This is a genomic window from Koromonas humicola (genome assembly GCF_059726255.1).
Window position 1 is genome coordinate 4,301,843 of the sequence record NZ_AP040873.1, and the last position, 16,819, is coordinate 4,318,661.

Here is a 16,819-nt window from a genome sequence, read left to right on the forward strand (position 1 = left end):
TCGACGTGGGGATCACAGCGGAACAACGAACGCTATTTGCGAAATCCTTCCGGAGATGGTCAACAGCGAACCCATCTTTCAAGTACCGTCTTCCCTCTCCAGCGCTGCCTGGACTACACGGACGACATAGACTGAGCCTCAGCAACCCGGATGGAATAAGACAATCGCGCTCTAAAAGGCTCTATGGTGCGCAACTCAAGCCATAGAACAAAACAGCAAAACGCCAAAGTGGAGGCTATTGCAGCGGCTGAAAGCGTCAACCCTTCTGCTGTTGGATAAAGATACGTGATTGCGCTAATCGTCAACGAGTGGAAAATGTAGAATGGGTACGATAATTCGCCAATCGTGCGATCTATCTTGTTTGTTTTGCTTACCTTGAATATGGAGGGAATCAACAAAGCAAAAACGAATGGATAGAGAATCGAGTCCAGTCCTAGATGTCGGCCGCTGGATGCGATGAACGTGACAGGTGGAACAGACCACATAACCATCGCAGATACAACCAGCGCAGTTGTCATGTACTGCAACCGACTTCCCTCTTTCACGAATCGGTTGAGAGTATTTCGGTGACGGTAGGATAGGGCTCCCATGCAGAAACATTCAAGTCCCACAAACAGCGGAGAGTGATAGCCATAGGGGATTAGCCTGATCACCGCTCCAACGATCGCAAAATAATATAGCCACTTGTCGGACTTAACGAGAAGCCACGGCGCTAGCAAATAAAAGGCGATCTCCACACCGATGCTCCACGACGGGCCGATGACCAGAATAGAATTGCTAGGCACATTGAGCCCAAACATCGTTAGAGACGACACTCCCAGCATGATGCCCTGCAACATGTGCGCTCTACTTCCCAGCCAGAACATGTTCGCCCAAGACTTTGCAGGTTCGATCAACTGCCTACTGGCGTAGGCAATGTACACGATCAGAGCAATTTTCAACAGAAGCGCGGCCACATAGGATGGATACAAGCGCAAGTACCTAGCTAGATAGAACTTGGATTTCCATTCCTTTCCCAATTTCTGAAGCGTGTACTTGTTTGCAATTACCATTTGTATGTAAAAGCCGGAGACCACGAAAAACACATACACTGCGGCATTTCCGGTAAGCCAATGAGTGCGGTAAGGGGAAGTGTGGAAAATGCAGACAGCTATTGCTAACAGGATCCTAAGGAGACCCAAGACTTTTTCCTTTTGAGAGATGCAACATCATAGCATTCGCAGTTGCGAAACATTATTGCACGCCAAGTAGCTCCAACAAATCTGAAAGTTGCTGCCCATGCTTTGGGTAACCTGCACGGCGCCCGCGGACAGAGAAGACATCAGATTGAACGATCCCTTGAAGTCTGATTCAGCCCGCAGCTTATGTTGCCGACAGCAGGTCAGCCATCACTCCGAAAGCTGCCACGTTTCCGTTGCCGCCGCCATCATCGCATAGTGGAGATTGCGCAACCGGAGTTCGCGGTTGCGCTAGTCGCAACTTGGTTTCGGCGCTATTACACAAAAAAGCATTCGTCGTACCTGGAAAACGGTTGCGCCACTGAAACTGCGTTACCGCTGTCGCGGTCAACTAAAGCGCCCCATAACCGGCCCCTAGGAGTTTTGCTTCACGGGGAACGCGCCCTATAATATTACGATGTCGCCTACAAGTCCCCATACTGAGCCGAGTGAGAGGCTTCAGTGGCTGGATTGCTTCCGCGGAATAGCTGTTTTGGGGGTTATTCTCGTTCACTCCGGTCAACTTGCCCGATTGCCAGGCGGCTTTCTAAGAGTATCAACAGAAGCTGGACAGTATGGTGTCCAATTATTCTTCATCGTCAGCGCTATTACTATCGGGCTCACTTATGACTCCCATCTTCGTAAGTTCGGGCACGGGATCCGATCGAATATCGGCTGGCTTACTAAGCGCTTCTTCCGTATCGCGCCGCTCTATTACTTGGCCGCCTTCTTTTATGTCACTGAGAATGCTGTCCTCACTCATGCTGGACACGCAATACCAACACGCAGTAGCCAAGTGTTTGACCTCGCCTCCAATTTGCTGTTCATTCATACCTGGGTACCGTCAGCGAACAATTCGGTTGTCCCCGGCGGGTGGTCAATTGGCGTAGAGATGTTCTTTTACCTCACGATTCCGTTTCTGTTTCTGATTCGTCGGGATCGGGTGCGGGTCATTCTCCTCTGGTGCCTAACACCTGTTGCGCTGGTTTCTTTCGTATATAGCAGGTCGCTGGCCAACGACGCATTTATCCACCACTGGTTCCCCACACAATACCCCGTCTTTGCCGTGGGACTCTCGCTCTATTTCTACGGAATCAAACGGATACCTCGCTCTACTCTCGCGCCCGCGTTTTCTGTCGCCTTTGTTGCTCTATTCGTGAGCGGAGTCGAACTGAGTTATCAACCCATATGGACCGTGCTGGCTACCCCCGTCCTAATTGGAGCTTCCTTTGCCTGCCTTGTTCTGAGCGGGGCGTGGCCGGTCTCCGGCCTTTTGAAAATCCCAGCGCTGGCTTATGTGGGGCGCGTAAGCTTTAGCGTCTATCTTGTTCACTTCATGGTTCTCGATGGCCTTCATGGGCTAGTGAAGGCAAAGGGTTTTCAGCTTTCTCCTTATCTTGCGCTTGTTAGTGTCGGTCACCTTCTCCGGGGACGCAGAATTATTTCTTAGATCTCGACTTGCGAGGATGCGAGGCTCTGATGCACGAAGGACCTTGCACCTCAAACTGGCAATACTGCGGATAACGATAGCGCGCTTCGTGCGTCCGGAATTCTGCGATAATGTCAGTACAGTCCATGCGCAACAGTTTTGAGCAGGCGCAGTTCGGGAGGCGTGTCTCCTTTGAAACGAAAAGTAGCATTAATCACTGGCATCACAGGACAGGATGGAGCATACCTTGCGGATTTTCTACTTCGCAAGGGATATGAAGTGCACGGGATTAAGCGCAGAACCTCGCTGTTTAACACCGACCGTATTGACCACCTGTATCAAGGGCCAGAGGTCGCAGACCGGAAATTCATATTGCACCACGGAGATATGACAGACTCGTCGAGTTTGATCAATGTCTGTCAAAAGGCTCAACCGGACGAGATCTATAACCTAGCGGCACAAAGTCACGTCGCGGTTTCGTTTGAGCAGCCAGAATACACTGCTAATGCCGATGCACTGGGCGCCTTGCGCATCTTGGAGGCAATTAGGATTCTAGGGCTGCAGTCTCGCTTCTATCAGGCTTCAACTTCCGAGCTTTATGGTTTGGTACAGCAGATTCCACAGACTGAACGCACTCCGTTCTATCCCCGTTCACCTTATGCTGTTGCTAAGCTCTATGCATATTGGATTACGGTGAATTATCGAGAAGCTTATGGGATGTACGCATGTAACGGTATCCTCTTCAACCATGAGTCGCCCACACGCGGGGAGACTTTTGTCACGAGGAAGATCACGCGTGCACTTGCTCGCATCAAGCTGGGCCTGCAGGATTGTCTATATCTCGGCAACTTAGCTTCGTTGCGTGACTGGGGACATGCGCGTGACTACGTTGAGATGCAATGGATGATGCTGCAACAATCGAAGCCGGAAGACTTCGTGATTGCGACCGGTGAGCAGCATAGCGTACGTGAGTTTGTTCAAACGGCCGCTGCCGAAGTTGGAATCCAGATTGAATGGCGTGGAACTGGTCTCGACGAGAAAGGGTTCGATACCTCAGGCCGAGTTATCGTTGCAGTTGACCCCCGGTATTTTAGACCCTCAGAAGTCGAGACGCTGCTCGGGGATGCGGCCAAAGCAAAAGAGAAATTGGGCTGGACTCCTCGTACCACATTCACTGAGCTAGTGCGCGAGATGATGAAAGAGGATCTCATCGCGGCCGAACGCGATCACCTCGTCAAGAGTAACGGATACAAGGTGTACGCCTACCATGAATAAACACTCCGAACGGATCTTTGTAGCCGGACACGCTGGTCTAGCTGGATCGGCTATCGTCCGGCAACTGCAGAAGTCAGGTTTCAGCGAGATCCTCACTCGCACTCATGCTGATTTGGATTTGTCCGACCGTGCGGCTACAACGCTGTTCTTTCGGGAGGAAAAGCCGGACTTTGTTGTAGTGGCCGCTGCAAAGGTGGGTGGAATACTCGCCAATTCCAATTATCCAGCAGACTTTCTCTTTAAGAACCTGAACATCGAGACGAGTGTCATCGAATCTGCGTACGAGTTTGGTGTGAAGCGTCTGATCTTCTTGGGATCGAGCTGTATATATCCTAGAGACTGTCCTCAGCCGATCCGTGAAGAATACCTGCTGTCTGGACCTCTCGAGCTAACAAATCGGCCATACGCTTTGGCGAAGATTGCCGGCATCGAGATGTGCTGGGCACTAAACCGGCAGTACGGAACGAAGTTTGTAGCCCTGATGCCTACCAATTTGTATGGCCCCAATGACAATTACGACCCGCAGAATTCGCATGTTTTACCCGCGCTTCTGAGGAAAATGCACGTCGCAAAAGTAAGCGGTGCATCGGAAGTTGTGGTTTGGGGGTCTGGACAAGTTCGTCGCGAATTTCTATATAGCGACGACCTTGGTAGAGCGTGTGTTCACATGCTGCAAATCCCAGAGGACAAGTATTTGGATCTATGCGCTTCGGTCGAACATCCGCCTCTTTTCAATGTTGGGTGCGGGGTCGATATGACTATCGAAGAACTGGCTAGGACTGTAGCTGAAGTGGTTGGGTTCGAGGGAAAGCTGAGATTTGATCACACGAAGCCAGATGGCACGCCGCGCAAGCTTCTCGATGTGAGCCGGATGCAGAAACTCGGATGGCAGGCGGAGATATCTCTACGCGATGGGCTGCGTTCAACGTACAACGATTATCTCGAAATCACGCGCAATTCACAGGGCAACGAGTCATAACCACTTTGATGATGAAATTCTTTTCACGCACGTCAGGGCTGCGGGAAGGACCGGAGTGGAGCCAAGTGCGACGATTGCTCAAAATGGTGAGGGAGTAAGTCCGCCGCAGTGCGCGCCCGGGCCGTCTTTGTACACAGCGCGAAGTGCGGACCCAGAAGTTAGCCTAAACGCATTGCCCACCTCTCGGGCTGGTTCGAGGTTCACGGCACTCGCGCTCACTTGGTACGAGTTTCACACTGCAAGCGTTTAGATAAGCCTCCGCAATGTTGTCCCATCGGTAGCGTCGATGTAGCGTCTGTACCACAGAGCGTGCCATGTCCAAGTTGACGTCGGTCCGCAACAGGTTGCCGAGTGTCTCTTCATCGGCAAAGTAGGCACCTTGTCCGCCGAGCGTACTGCGGTTGAATGAGCAGTCAAAAGCCAGAATCCGCGAGGTATGAAACAAGGCCTCCACCAACGATGGGTTAGTGCCGCCCACACTGTGGCCATGGACATAACCGCAGGCACCCGCGCGGAGCGCCGCCAATACTGCGAGGTCGTACACCGGATCGAGCAGGTACATGTGAGGACGCCGAGCGTAACACGCTTTCAGATCCCGACCATAGGTGCTTGCATTCCAGTTACCAACAAACACCAACCGACGTGAAGGCTCCACGTCAAATGCCTTCAGAATCATTTCGCAGTTATTCTCAGGCTCGATACGCGCAATCGACAGGTAATATGGTGGCGTAACGGGCACTGGCGACACAGCTGGCGGCACCATGGTGTGATCACCGCCGTAGGCAATCAATAGAGGATGAAGTCCGGGGTGAATAGCCTGGACCAAGGGCACCAAGGCTGCATTGTCGGCAATAACGCGGTGCGAGAAGCGCACTGCACAGTCCTCTAGCCAGCGAAGCACCCGCTTGGCGCGCGGCCCGAATTTCTCGCGTCGCCATTCCATACCGTCGATGTTGGTGACAATGAGCATATGCGGACGCAACAGACGCATGATTGGAAGCGCCCAAGCACCGGAATAGCCCAGCACCAGCATCACGTCCACGCGCGCCACCAGCGCCGCGTGCAGCATCGTCAACGCATCGTGCAATAAGCTGGCTGGTCCATTAGCGCGCAATGGCATGAATACCCTTCGGTGTCCTAAGAATCGGGTATCAGCCTGACCGCGTATTTCGGGGTAAGCACTGCGCTGGCAGTAAAGCACCAACCGTGCCATCGAGGGTGTGATACGTCGCGCCAGTTGCTCGGCTAGCGTCTCGAAGCCGCCGTAGCGACCTGGTACGCCGACCGTACCGACAACGCCAATCATCGTATTCCTGTTGAGTTCCGGTTGTGCCCCACTCACCGCGTTTGCTCCCCTGACAAGCGATCCAACACATCGGACACGCGCTTTTGAAAAGAATGGAATGAGAAATGTGCCCGGCGAGCACGTGCGGCGGAGCGCAGCGATTGAAGGCGAGGCGGATCATTCAGCAGAGCCAGCACCGCAGCCGCGATGTCTTCCGGGGCACGTGTGGGCACATCGAACGCCCATGCATCACCCAAAATTTCGGGTGCCACAGCTGTGCCAGCTGTGGCCACGGGGACGCCACAGGCCAGCGACTCAGCCATTACCAAAGAAAAAGTCTCGGTCCACAGTGATGGGTCGGTACATTGCAGCAAGAGGGAAGCCCCCGCAAACATCTGAAGCGGGTCTGAGAGGCCGCAGCGAATCTCCACGTTTGCTGCTTGCGCGGCCTCCGCCCAGCTACGTGCGGACAAGGGAATGCCAGGTACACAAGCAACAGTACGGACGCCGGCAGGAGGCAACCGTCGAGCCACCTCAACGAACAATGGGAATCCTTTTGATGCAGATACCTCACCAACAAACAGCAATATCGGTGGATCCAGCGGCGTGGTGTCGCTGCTATGGTCAACGCAGTTTGGCAAGACATGCGCAGGCACACCCAGCCGTTGGCGGTGCAGATTCGATACGCACAGAACGTGCGCGCCGCGGGAAGCTGACCACCGTAACAATCGTTGGAAGATGCGCGGATACTCGATCTCGTGCATGTGCAACACGACCCTATTAGGTGCCAGCCACAACATAGGCAGCACCGCAGGGATCGCATGCACAGTGTTTGCCCACACCAGGCTTCCACGCCATGCCGACCAGATCATGCGCGGCATCATGGCAAGAATCCACAGCGGGTACAGCACCTTGCGCAGGGAGATGCGGTTCACCCCCAAGAATCGGCGGACTCCGCCCACCTGCGACACAAAGCCGTTGGTGCCAAATCCCAGATGCACCTGCACCGGCACGTCAAGCCCCTGCAGCGCGCGGGCTAGCGTAGCGGCGATGCGCTGTGAGCCTGCCATTGCATCGAATGGATGCAGCAGCAGCACGTGCCGCTGGTGTCCCTGTGCGCTCATGCACTTCTCCACTGTCGGGATCGGTGCCACAGCAGACCGACCCCCAATGCCGCGCAGTAGAAAACAGACACCAGAATCAGTGCTGGCGGTGCTGAGCTCAGCTTCATGTGCGTCCACGACGCCAGGGAGCGAACCAGTACGCTTGCCAACGCGATCACGCTCAGCCAACCGATCAGCTCGATCCATAGGGATCGCGATGACCCCACCGCCCGCGACATGGCTATTGCCGCCACGCCATGGGATAACAAGAGTGCCAGCGGGAACGCCTGCACCCCCAGCACGTGCAACAGCGACAGGCTGAATGCCGCCGACATCAGTTGGGATACCACACCGTACACCGCGTAGCTGCGGCTCTTTTGCTGCGCCAGCAACGCTACTCCATGCACCAGATACAGCGACACTGGCACCAGCGCCACCAAGTAGAGGCGTATCAGACCGGCAATCAGACCGAGTTGGTCAGCACTCACGCGTGCCTTCCCGAATAGAATCGCCGCGATCAGATCGGCCCCTCCCCAAATGAGGGGCAGCACCGCGAGCAAAAACACCATCACCACACGTTGTACTTCTCGCCACACCACGGCAAACTCCTCGTCCGTGCCGCTGGTTGCGGCATGGGTTAGGCGAGGCACTGCTAAAGAGAACAACACACTGGCAATCACTGCCTGCAGCGTAGATTTGATTTGGGAGGAATAGTTGACGCTGGCCACCATTCCCACTCCAAGCGAAGAGGACAGCGCCTTCTCTAGCAATCCGTTGGCTTGCCCTGCACCATACGATAAGAACAGTGGCGCCGAGAACCAGAGGTAATCGAGCACTGCGGGGCCCGCAACTGGCCGCCACGGGGCGCCCAGAAAACGTCGCCGTAGCAACAGCATCAGCACGCAGCCCACTGACAGCAAGAGGTTCAGGTAGTAGGCCACCACCAGCGCGTATACTCCCAGCGTAGAAGCCAGTCCGTAGACGCTGACCAGGCTAGTCAGCGTCGAGCCCACCGCGATCCATTCAGGTGCATAGATCACCCCGCAGCAGTTCAGATAGGCGCTTCCCAGCGACTGTACTTGACTCAGCACTAACGATGGCAAAATCAGCGCAAAAATGCGCAACACCAACACCTTGCCATCATTGTGCGCTCCCGCGTAGAGAATGCTCAAAAGCCAGGGCCCCGCAAACCACAACAACAGCCCCAGTAGCACGCTTCCCATCGCGGTAAAGCGCAGCAGTTTCGTGGCTCCCCGTGCAGCTGAAGCAAAACCGTCACGAGCGGCTTGTTGAAGGAAACGGGACCGCGCGATTTCGTTGACGGGCCCCCAGGCCATCATGCCGGCCGATGCCACCACCCCTGAGGCAAACACCCAGGCGTCCATCTGCAGGCCGATGCCGAACAGGCGTCCATACAGGATCAGCGACATCACGGCAAGACCGAGCTTCACGCCCCGCAGGGTAGCTAACTGCAGAAACTGACGCTTCACCGCGGTATACCATGCGATTCCAGCTCAGCGCTGCCACGGCGCTCACGATGACGCGCCACTGCCTTCGCATAACAATCGAGCCAGAATGCCGGCCTGTGCTTCCAGTGGAAGCGCTCGGCGTCAGCTAACACCCGCTGCGCCATCTGCCGCAGCCGCTCCGGGTCCTCCGCCAGCGCATCCAGGTGGCCAGCGAAACCGGCCACCACTGCGTCGTATTGCCCAACCGGCACTTTCAGTCCAGATCCTTCCGTAATGGTGTCGTGCATACCGCAGTGGTCGATCGTCAGTGTGGGAACACCGCATGCCATCGCCTCCCATACCACCGTCGGATTGCCCTCGCTGACGCTGGTGATAACATGCAAGTGCGCATCGTTGAGCAGATTGTGAACCACCTCACGCTCAACTTTGCCATGCCACACAAATTGAAATCCTAATCCGGCCGAAGACACAGCGCTTTGTAATACGGAGCGAAGCGGGCCGTCACCCACCACGTGCACCTCGAAACGCGCAGCATGTCGCACCCGCTGCATTGCGTGAACCAGAATCGTAAGCGCCTTGCGCGCCTCAACGGTGCCAATCCATATCAATCTTAAGCGCGAGAGGTCTTGAAATTTCCCCTCATTTAGAGCGATTTCGCCTACAACGCCGTTTTCAGGCAAATACAGGCTCTCGGCTCCCAACACGCGGCGGAAGATGGCTTGGTTCTCGGTGGTGGCTGTCAACAGTACGTCTGCACGCGACAAAGCGCGTTGCACGCGCCTGCTGAAGCGCAATTGGAACCAATTTGCCACTGCACGCAAGCCCAGCTTAATGCGGCCTCCCACTGGCAGTGCCCGAGCCAGCACCCAAGGGAGGTTTGTTGCGCCACCGATCGGTCCCCAAACATAGGGCAAGTCCATACGCCACAGTGTTCCTGGTTCCCGGTAACCGATCGGCCCCAGGTAGTGGACAAGGTCGAAACTTTGTTCTCGAGCTAGCCGTCGCGCCACGCGCCCGGCCTCGTGGTGCCACAGGCGGTAGGCCAGGTAGAAACTGTAAGTGAGCCAGCCTCGGCGATTAGCCGCATTTAACAACCGTGCAAACACCGGCGGGGGAACCGGAACAAACTTTACACTTGGCAGTAACTTGAAAAGCATCGGGGCGGCCAGTTCTTCGAAGTCACCCATGTGCGTCCCAGCAGAGCCGTAAAGCACGGTAAAGTCGCAATACTTCGACATCCAGGTAATGTAGTTCCAAGCCACCGCATATTCGGAACCGCGTAGTGGAGAAACCATGTACGCCAATAATAGGACTTTCGGACGAGGCATCTGATATTCACAATTAAACGAACTGAAATGGTGCACACGTTGCCGCCTTATTCCAAATGGCCATCAGGAACCACAACATGTAGGCGGCAACAAGCGCCATCACACCCAGACGCATTGCAAGCCGGTTCTTTCCTTCTTTATTGCCAAGCCAACCAGTCACCACGAACGCCAGCGCTACGGGCTTGAACGCGGTGAAGCTGAACGCAAATCGCCCAAACGGGATGTAGTTAGTGTACATCGCTATTGGGGTCATCAAAGCCCCGATCAGGTACAGGTTGTAGTAGACTCGGAACCCCCGCCCCTCGAAACGCCGCTTCATCATGGGAGCCGAATAGATGATGAATAAGTCGATTAGCAATATGAAGATCATTCCTGGGCTAACGCCGGAAACTGGCTTCTCAAAGAACAGTGCATCCTGCAAACTGCTATAGCCGTTGTAATTCAAAGCCAGTGAAAGTAGCGGCAGCAACTGAAGCAGCTGCTCACTGAATTGGTGCCCGGCTACGTACGCCAAGAGTAGTACTGTCATCTGTAGATAGCGATTGGGCACCCAATCGCGGTCGAGGAGGAAATACAACGGCAGGAATATGAAGGCGGTTTGGTGTATAAGACCTGCTCCACACACAAGTATTATGTAGCGCAAGAACCTCTTCTCAATCAATGCGGGCATCGCCGAAAGCACAATGGAATAGGCGAGCGCCTGGCGAACGCCATTCAGCGACTCAAACACCAGCAGGCTGGTGAAGAAAAAGTAAACGTACCAAGATGCGATGACAGTGTTGCGCCGCAGCCAGATCGTCATGAACAGCATCTGCAGCGTGCAGGTGACCACGAAAAGGGACGCCGGCGGCAGTTCGAGCGCCCGCAGCGCACGAATAATCCAATAAAAACCCCTTTCATAGGGGACATCGGATGCGTGGACCCCTTTCACGGCCCCGAGGTAGTAGGTCACGTATCCTGGATAGTCACCGCCAACGTTGTAACGCAGACCCAAAACCAGACCATATAGCAGCACCGATACTGCCATCGCCATCGCCAGCGCCAGCGCCTCAGAAACCGGGATCGCATTGCGGCGCCACGCCGGCGGATGAGCCGCCAGCGCCGCCAGACTCCAAGTGGTCACCAGTGTGGTCATCAGCGATATGTAAACAATGTAGGCTAGTAGCATGTTATGGGTCGGGTCGAAGTTGCCCAGATGTTACGCGCGGCCGATCACCGACAGCTGCATGATTGCAATCGAATACAGATACTTGAGACGCCAAGAACGTAGCACTGGCCGTAGCAGCGTCGCCGTCTGCAGATGAGCGGCTAATCGTATCCTCTCCTGGGCATCCAGGCGCTTCCAGTAGTAGTAGATAGCGCCAACTGCCAGTGCGCTGTAAGTTGCCAGAACTCGTGTGCCTCGACCGTTCGCCGCATTACTCAGGCGAAAGCGCTCGAGGCTTTGAACTACGTGTATCATGTCAAGTGCATGCTTTAGGAACTTGCCCGAGTTCATGATTGAGCCCTCACGCACGTTGTACACGTATGAATCGTGCGCGAGCCTGCTCACCCGTTGCGCCCGGTAAAGGGCCTGCGGAGTAAACAACGCATCTTCGTGATAAATAGCTTGCTCAAACCGCAGCCCGTAAGCACGGTAGAACGAAGTTGACCAGACGTAGAAAGGCACCCCGTTTTGCACGCAAGTGAGCGAGAGGTAGTCCTCGCCGGAGTAAATTACGCCGGGCTGCGCGTGATTCACGACAGTGCTGTGCTTTCCGTCGGACATGACATAACCTACATTCAGCACATCTAGGTCCGGTTGCAGGCGTAGGGCCTGCAACACGCGCGACAAACTGTTTTCTGTCAGCCAGTCATCACTGTCGACGAACCACAGGTACTTGCCATTGACAGCGTCGGCCCCAGCGTTCCGCGCAGTTCCTAAACCCTTGTTCGACTGCCGGATGAAACGCACGTTCGGCAAGCCGGCGCAAACCTCTTCGGCAATCTTGATACTGTAGTCAGGTGAGCCATCGTCCACCACGATCAACTCACAGGCATCAACAAAAACAGGGTCCTCTGTGATACTGCGCAGACAGCGCTCGATCCAGGGCTCAACCTTGTAGACAGGCACGACTATGCTGAGTTGAATCATAAAAAGTCACCTAATACTCGGTCTGGTCAACAAAAAATACCTGCGATAAAGTGAACGCCGCACCCGCATCGAGTAGTCGGCAACAGCGTATCCGCGACATAGTTCATTCGGATAGACTACACGTTCGCTTACAGCGGCGGACGCCGCTGAAGCCGACAATCGCTCAGCTAAGTGGATGATATCGTAATCGCCGAGTACCAGCTTCCGCCCTATTTGCAGAGCATCGAAGCGTCGATCGTATTCTGCTTGAGGATTCTCCAACAATCGGCCGATGATTGCCAGCGAGCCCTCGACGTCATCCATGTCCAGACGAACCACAGCGTCTTCCGGGAAATAGCGGTGAACATTCGGACATCCGCCATAAACTGGGATGGACCAACCAAGAAACGGGTCCGACAGTTTCTCCGTCCACAAGTCAGGTTCCTGGCAATTTTCTATACAGACGTGAAACCGGTAAGGCAGTAGCGCATCATCTTTGTAAGGAATGAATCGGTGCCCACGTCCGAACACGTCTATACGCTCACCAAAGCGCTCCTGCAGCCGTGCAAGAAAATGACGCCGTTTCAAATGGTTGGGCATGTAAGCCAAATTGGACATGATAACGGACATGTCTTTCGTCTTAACCGGAGCGGGCAGATTTCGTAGCGCATTGTGGGTCCACCGGCGGCTTCGATCAGAAAGGTTGAAGCCAAAGTGCCAATCGTTGAAATGCTGTTCGGAACTGTTGGAAGGGCGCTTCCGGGCATACGCATGCGCGCAGAAACTGTGGTCAAACTGGTCCAGAAAAGCCGAGGTGTAACGCACTCCATCAGGAGGCTCGCCCGCGATAAAGATCAGCCCACCACTCTTGACACGCATGGTTCGCGGCGAGGGCAAACCGTCAAACACGATCACGAGATCCCAGTCGCGACCCTCATCGCTGTTCTCAACAAGACGGATCCGGTCGCCGAATCGGTCCGCATCAGCGTGCTGCGCAAAAAGAGGAAAGTTGTATCGGGTAAGGATGTTGATGTGCAACATGCAAACTGAGCCTTTCTTCACAGACCTAACCGGCGCCGGACAAGCAGATCGCGGCAGGCGCGCAAGCGTTCGTCGCGCAACGGCACTTCGCAACCGCCGAGAACAGAGGACCAGAAGGTCAGGGTGCTGTCGTTGGCGTCAATGCGGCAGTAACGAGCCATGGTGCGAAGCACCTGCTCAGCAGACATGCCTTCGGTGTTGACCAGTTCGAGATTGCGCGATGCCATGACCTCAGCTACTTCGGGTTCCCGGAGTAGAGCCTCATCGTTGGTCATTACATTCGAGTCTTGCGGCACGTACGCCAACCGCTTCATTACATGAGCTCGCGCGGCAGTACGATCGGAGAAGAAATCGCCCAAGCGGAGGTGCACCAGACAAGAATCAAGTTGGGCGGGTTCGATGGCCAGCTCATCCGCCAACTGCTGCAACTGACGAGAAATCATATCGGCCGGAAACGACTCATAATTCTCGGCGCACTGGAAGTAACCATCGAGATAGAAGCTGCGGCCAAGCTGCCACGGCTCATTGGATTGCCTGCACACTCGCTCCAGCACTTTGGGGACCCGGACCGCGGAGATCCATCTTTGCCACGTAGATGGATCGCCACCACGCGCAAGCTCCACGCTTCGAGGAAACGCATGACGGTAGTTAAGGTCATGCACCTCGCATAGTGTTAAACCTTTTTGCTCGGCAAACAAGCGGCCGAAAAACACTTGAAACAACTGATTGCCGAGCCCACCGTGGGTGCGTAGGACTGCGTGTGTTTCCATCAGAAACCCAGCGGCGCGAGGGTCTCGAAACCCCCGGGAATTCGGTGGTGCTTCAGAAGCAGCTCCGCGATACAGAGACCATCCTGGCCCGTGACTCCGGTGATCAACGCTTTTTTCAATGTTTTCTTCCTGAGTGTATTCAAATCGGATAAGGTCGCCCGCACTCAGTATCCTCCGCTGCCCTTTAAAATTGGCCCACGAATCCGGCGCGTACTCTCCAAGAGCACATCCTGTATGTACTTCCCTTAATCTTTTCGATTGTGCTACTTATCAAGTTCGGCCCGCATTTTATCCGTAATCTCCGAGGCCAGCACCCAGACAACGGACACGAAGAACCCGAGCATTATCGACACCACCACAATGAGCCCGCGTTTCGGTGAGCTCTTCCTGTCCGGTTCGATCGCAGGGTCCAAAACCTGAATCACTGCACCGTGACGAGCCTCGTCCAGTTTCGAAACCTCGAGTTGCTTGGCGAGTAACTCGAAGACCGTCTCGTAATACTTCACATCTCTTAAAGCACGAATGTACTCCAAACCCACTTCTGGGACTTTCCCAGTCGGTATCTGGATGTCGCCACCACCCGCGTTCTGCTGTCTCTCAAGCTTTGCCGATTGCGCCCGCAATCCCGCCAACTCCTCACGAAGTCTCAGCACATCGGGATTCTGGTCGGTAGCGGAGTATTGCATTGCTTGCAGTTGTACTTCTTTGGCGGAAATCTGCGCCCGTATCGCCGCCACAGACTCGATAATGGCCTTAGCCTGGCTATCCATCTGGATAAGACCGGTTTTCTGCTGTGTCTCTTTAAGTCTTATCTCTGCGTTGGCGAGATCATCTTTGGACTTTCGTAGTTGCTGCTCGAAGAACAAGCGCCGTTGTCCTGCTTCTGTAATTGCCAAATTTGACGTAAGATTGCGGAGTTCGTCCACGTAAGCATTTGCAATATCCGCGGCACGCTTCCGGTCCTTATCTTCGACCGACACCGTGATGAATCCTTCTTTCGCATGCTGGATATCCGTCGCACCCTGTAAACGGTTGCGCGCGTCCGATCCTCGCTGAACGTGGTAGACCTTCGTCAGATCAAATCTCTTGACCAGTGCATCTCCTACCACTCGGCTCCTCAGCATTCCGATGTAAATGTCATTTGGGTTCTTGAGCCCCAGATTGCCACCAGCAACCGAACCAAGCATGCCTCCAGCTCCACCCATCTGTGCAGCAAGTGCCGACGCCAGTGACTGAGGTTGTTGCGGAGGCAACAGGCTCGTTGTTGCGGTGTATCGATTCGGAATGAGTAATGAAACACCAGCCGCAATAATTGCTACCGCGACGGTCGTGCGGGCAATAAAAACTTTCCGCTTCATTATGATCGCGAACAACTCCAGCACGCCAATTACATTCGGATCGGACCCGCCGCCGATTTGAACGACATCGACCTTTGCTGTAGCTGTACTTTCGACCTGCTCAGTTGACATTTTGATTCCTTGAATGTGGGGAGGCTTTAAACTTCACGCTATACTTATTCATCCCGCGTGTAGAGGTCTTTCCCTGCACCCGATCTGCCCGAAACCTGCGACCAGTCCTTGATAGAGCGCATTGCAACTCCAATTCCAAGCGTGCAGATGCAATCGCATCTGGGTGAATAACCCTGATCCAACGAGGCACACGGACGGTAGAGCGATGAACCGGTACCTAGAATAACACTGCCTTGCCACGCTTTCCGCCGTTCGGGTTCAATGTCGAACCGGAATTGAACATCGATTAACTCTTCCACTAGGACCTAATGTTGATGAGCTTATTATTGGTACTCGACGTATTCGCGCCGTTGATACACACGCTCACCCTATAGCTACAGAAGTGTCCTTCACATCCAAGTGATCCGCAATGATCTCGGGTGATGTTTGCATAGTGGACTGAGCCGAAATCAACTCCCAGTCTTCAATCATGCGCTTCGAGAGCGTGTTCGCCAGCATCCTCTGTCCGTCTACACTGAGATGAAATGGGTCCGAGAAATATCTCGGCGAGAATTCCTTGTCGTGTGCCATTGAGAAACCACACGACGAGTCTACGAACATCATTTGGTGCTGCGAAGCCAAGCGTTTGAGAATCGAAGCTAAAGCTATTCTGTTGTACCAGACCCATTTGTCAGCACAAGGCAAGGGGCTAAGGACGTAGACAACAGCATTCGTTGCGTTGCGAATCTCTTGGAGCAACTGTCTCGTCGGAGGCTCAAGTAACTCAGGATTGAAAACAGCTCGCCCAAGCGAATTCAAACCCCTTGCAAATGTGTAGCGTGTCGAGTTCTTCAATCGTGCAATAAAACTAGATTGCAGACAACGGCTGGGATCTGCAGGTGTGAATAATTGATCTGACTTGCGTACAAGTGGCACTGACTGCTTAAAGGTCCACGGCAAGAAACGGTGCGCAGCCTTCCGCAGCGACGGGGCAGTTTCAAGGTTTCCAAGTTGCAGAACGACCACGTCAGGATGGCATTCTCGCATACGTTCTAGTATTCGACTGATAGAGGACAATTTTACGTATTCGAGGAGGTCATACTCGACGTTGGTTTGCATGGAACGCTGAATCCACTCTGAAGTTAGTGCGGGAAACCCGTAATCGTTTCCAAAAGGGAATCCAATTACATGACACCCCCCTGCAAAGAATAAGCGCACCCGTTTTTCAATTCCCATCGATAGCTGGCCCAACCATCTTCCTGACCTATGTTCCCAAGTTAAATGCGTTGGTTCAACAAGCACATCAGCTGAAAACCGCATTTCAGTATTGTTTCAGACATTATCGCCTTATGTGACTCAATT

Annotated in this window: 14 protein-coding genes; 3 read left to right on the forward strand and 11 right to left on the reverse strand. The window is 54.2% G+C overall.

What is annotated here, in order from left to right; genetic code table 11:
* Positions 1 to 113: 113 nt before the first annotated feature.
* The gene (locus AC6IZD_RS18755; RefSeq protein ID WP_497785176.1) at positions 114 to 1,181 is read right to left on the reverse strand and encodes an acyltransferase family protein; all 1,068 of its coding nucleotides are present in this window, start codon (positions 1,179 to 1,181) and stop codon (positions 114 to 116) included.
* Positions 1,182 to 1,635: 454 nt separating this feature from the next.
* Between AC6IZD_RS18755 and AC6IZD_RS18760 the strand changes: the two genes are divergently transcribed.
* The 3 genes from AC6IZD_RS18760 to AC6IZD_RS18770 all read left to right on the forward strand — a co-directional run bounded on the left by AC6IZD_RS18760 (position 1,636) and on the right by AC6IZD_RS18770 (position 4,900).
* Positions 1,636 to 2,667: an acyltransferase family protein gene (locus AC6IZD_RS18760; RefSeq protein ID WP_497785177.1), complete on the forward strand. Its 1,032-nt coding sequence runs from the start codon at positions 1,636 to 1,638 to the stop codon at positions 2,665 to 2,667.
* A 171-nt stretch (positions 2,668 to 2,838) separates the two neighbouring features.
* Positions 2,839 to 3,921, forward strand: a complete 1,083-nt coding sequence (gene gmd, locus AC6IZD_RS18765; protein ID WP_497785178.1) for a GDP-mannose 4,6-dehydratase — start codon at positions 2,839 to 2,841, stop codon at positions 3,919 to 3,921.
* Complete coding sequence (locus AC6IZD_RS18770; protein WP_497785179.1) at positions 3,914 to 4,900, forward strand: GDP-L-fucose synthase family protein; 987 nt, start codon at positions 3,914 to 3,916, stop codon at positions 4,898 to 4,900. Before gmd ends, AC6IZD_RS18770 begins: the two co-directional genes overlap by 8 nt.
* 163 nt (positions 4,901 to 5,063) lie before the next feature.
* Here the strand turns inward: AC6IZD_RS18770 and AC6IZD_RS18775 are convergent, their stop codons facing one another.
* From AC6IZD_RS18775 to AC6IZD_RS18820, 10 genes are all read right to left on the reverse strand, one after another.
* A complete protein-coding gene (locus AC6IZD_RS18775; protein WP_497785181.1) occupies positions 5,064 to 6,242 on the reverse strand; it encodes a DUF1972 domain-containing protein in 1,179 nt (392 codons plus the stop codon).
* Positions 6,239 to 7,309 (reverse strand): glycosyltransferase family 4 protein, encoded by a 1,071-nt coding sequence (locus AC6IZD_RS18780; protein WP_497785182.1) that lies wholly within the window; start codon positions 7,307 to 7,309, stop codon positions 6,239 to 6,241. The genes AC6IZD_RS18775 and AC6IZD_RS18780 overlap by 4 nt, the downstream gene beginning before the upstream one ends.
* Positions 7,306 to 8,778 carry a lipid II flippase MurJ gene (locus tag AC6IZD_RS18785; RefSeq protein WP_497785183.1) on the reverse strand — a complete coding sequence of 491 codons (1,473 nt, stop codon included), beginning with the start codon at positions 8,776 to 8,778 and terminating at the stop codon, positions 7,306 to 7,308. Before AC6IZD_RS18785 ends, AC6IZD_RS18780 begins: the two co-directional genes overlap by 4 nt.
* Positions 8,775 to 10,085: a glycosyltransferase family 4 protein gene (locus AC6IZD_RS18790; RefSeq protein WP_497785184.1), complete on the reverse strand. Its 1,311-nt coding sequence runs from the start codon at positions 10,083 to 10,085 to the stop codon at positions 8,775 to 8,777. The genes AC6IZD_RS18785 and AC6IZD_RS18790 overlap by 4 nt, the downstream gene beginning before the upstream one ends.
* A gap of 13 nt (positions 10,086 to 10,098) precedes the next feature.
* On the reverse strand, positions 10,099 to 11,220 hold the full coding sequence (locus AC6IZD_RS18795; protein WP_497785185.1) for an EpsG family protein: 1,122 nt from the start codon (positions 11,218 to 11,220) through the stop codon (positions 10,099 to 10,101).
* A 63-nt stretch (positions 11,221 to 11,283) separates the two neighbouring features.
* Positions 11,284 to 12,219, reverse strand: a complete 936-nt coding sequence (locus tag AC6IZD_RS18800) for a glycosyltransferase family 2 protein (RefSeq protein WP_497785187.1) — start codon at positions 12,217 to 12,219, stop codon at positions 11,284 to 11,286.
* A gap of 6 nt (positions 12,220 to 12,225) precedes the next feature.
* The gene (locus AC6IZD_RS18805; protein WP_497785188.1) at positions 12,226 to 13,239 is read right to left on the reverse strand and encodes a glycosyltransferase family 10 domain-containing protein; all 1,014 of its coding nucleotides are present in this window, start codon (positions 13,237 to 13,239) and stop codon (positions 12,226 to 12,228) included.
* Positions 13,240 to 13,256: 17 nt separating this feature from the next.
* Positions 13,257 to 14,009 (reverse strand): O-fucosyltransferase family protein, encoded by a 753-nt coding sequence (locus tag AC6IZD_RS18810; protein WP_497785190.1) that lies wholly within the window; start codon positions 14,007 to 14,009, stop codon positions 13,257 to 13,259.
* 263 nt (positions 14,010 to 14,272) lie between these two features.
* On the reverse strand, positions 14,273 to 15,478 hold the full coding sequence (locus AC6IZD_RS18815) for a GumC family protein (protein WP_497785192.1): 1,206 nt from the start codon (positions 15,476 to 15,478) through the stop codon (positions 14,273 to 14,275).
* Positions 15,479 to 15,841: 363 nt separating this feature from the next.
* Complete coding sequence (locus tag AC6IZD_RS18820; protein WP_497785194.1) at positions 15,842 to 16,081, reverse strand: hypothetical protein; 240 nt, start codon at positions 16,079 to 16,081, stop codon at positions 15,842 to 15,844.
* Positions 16,082 to 16,819 lie beyond the last annotated feature (738 nt).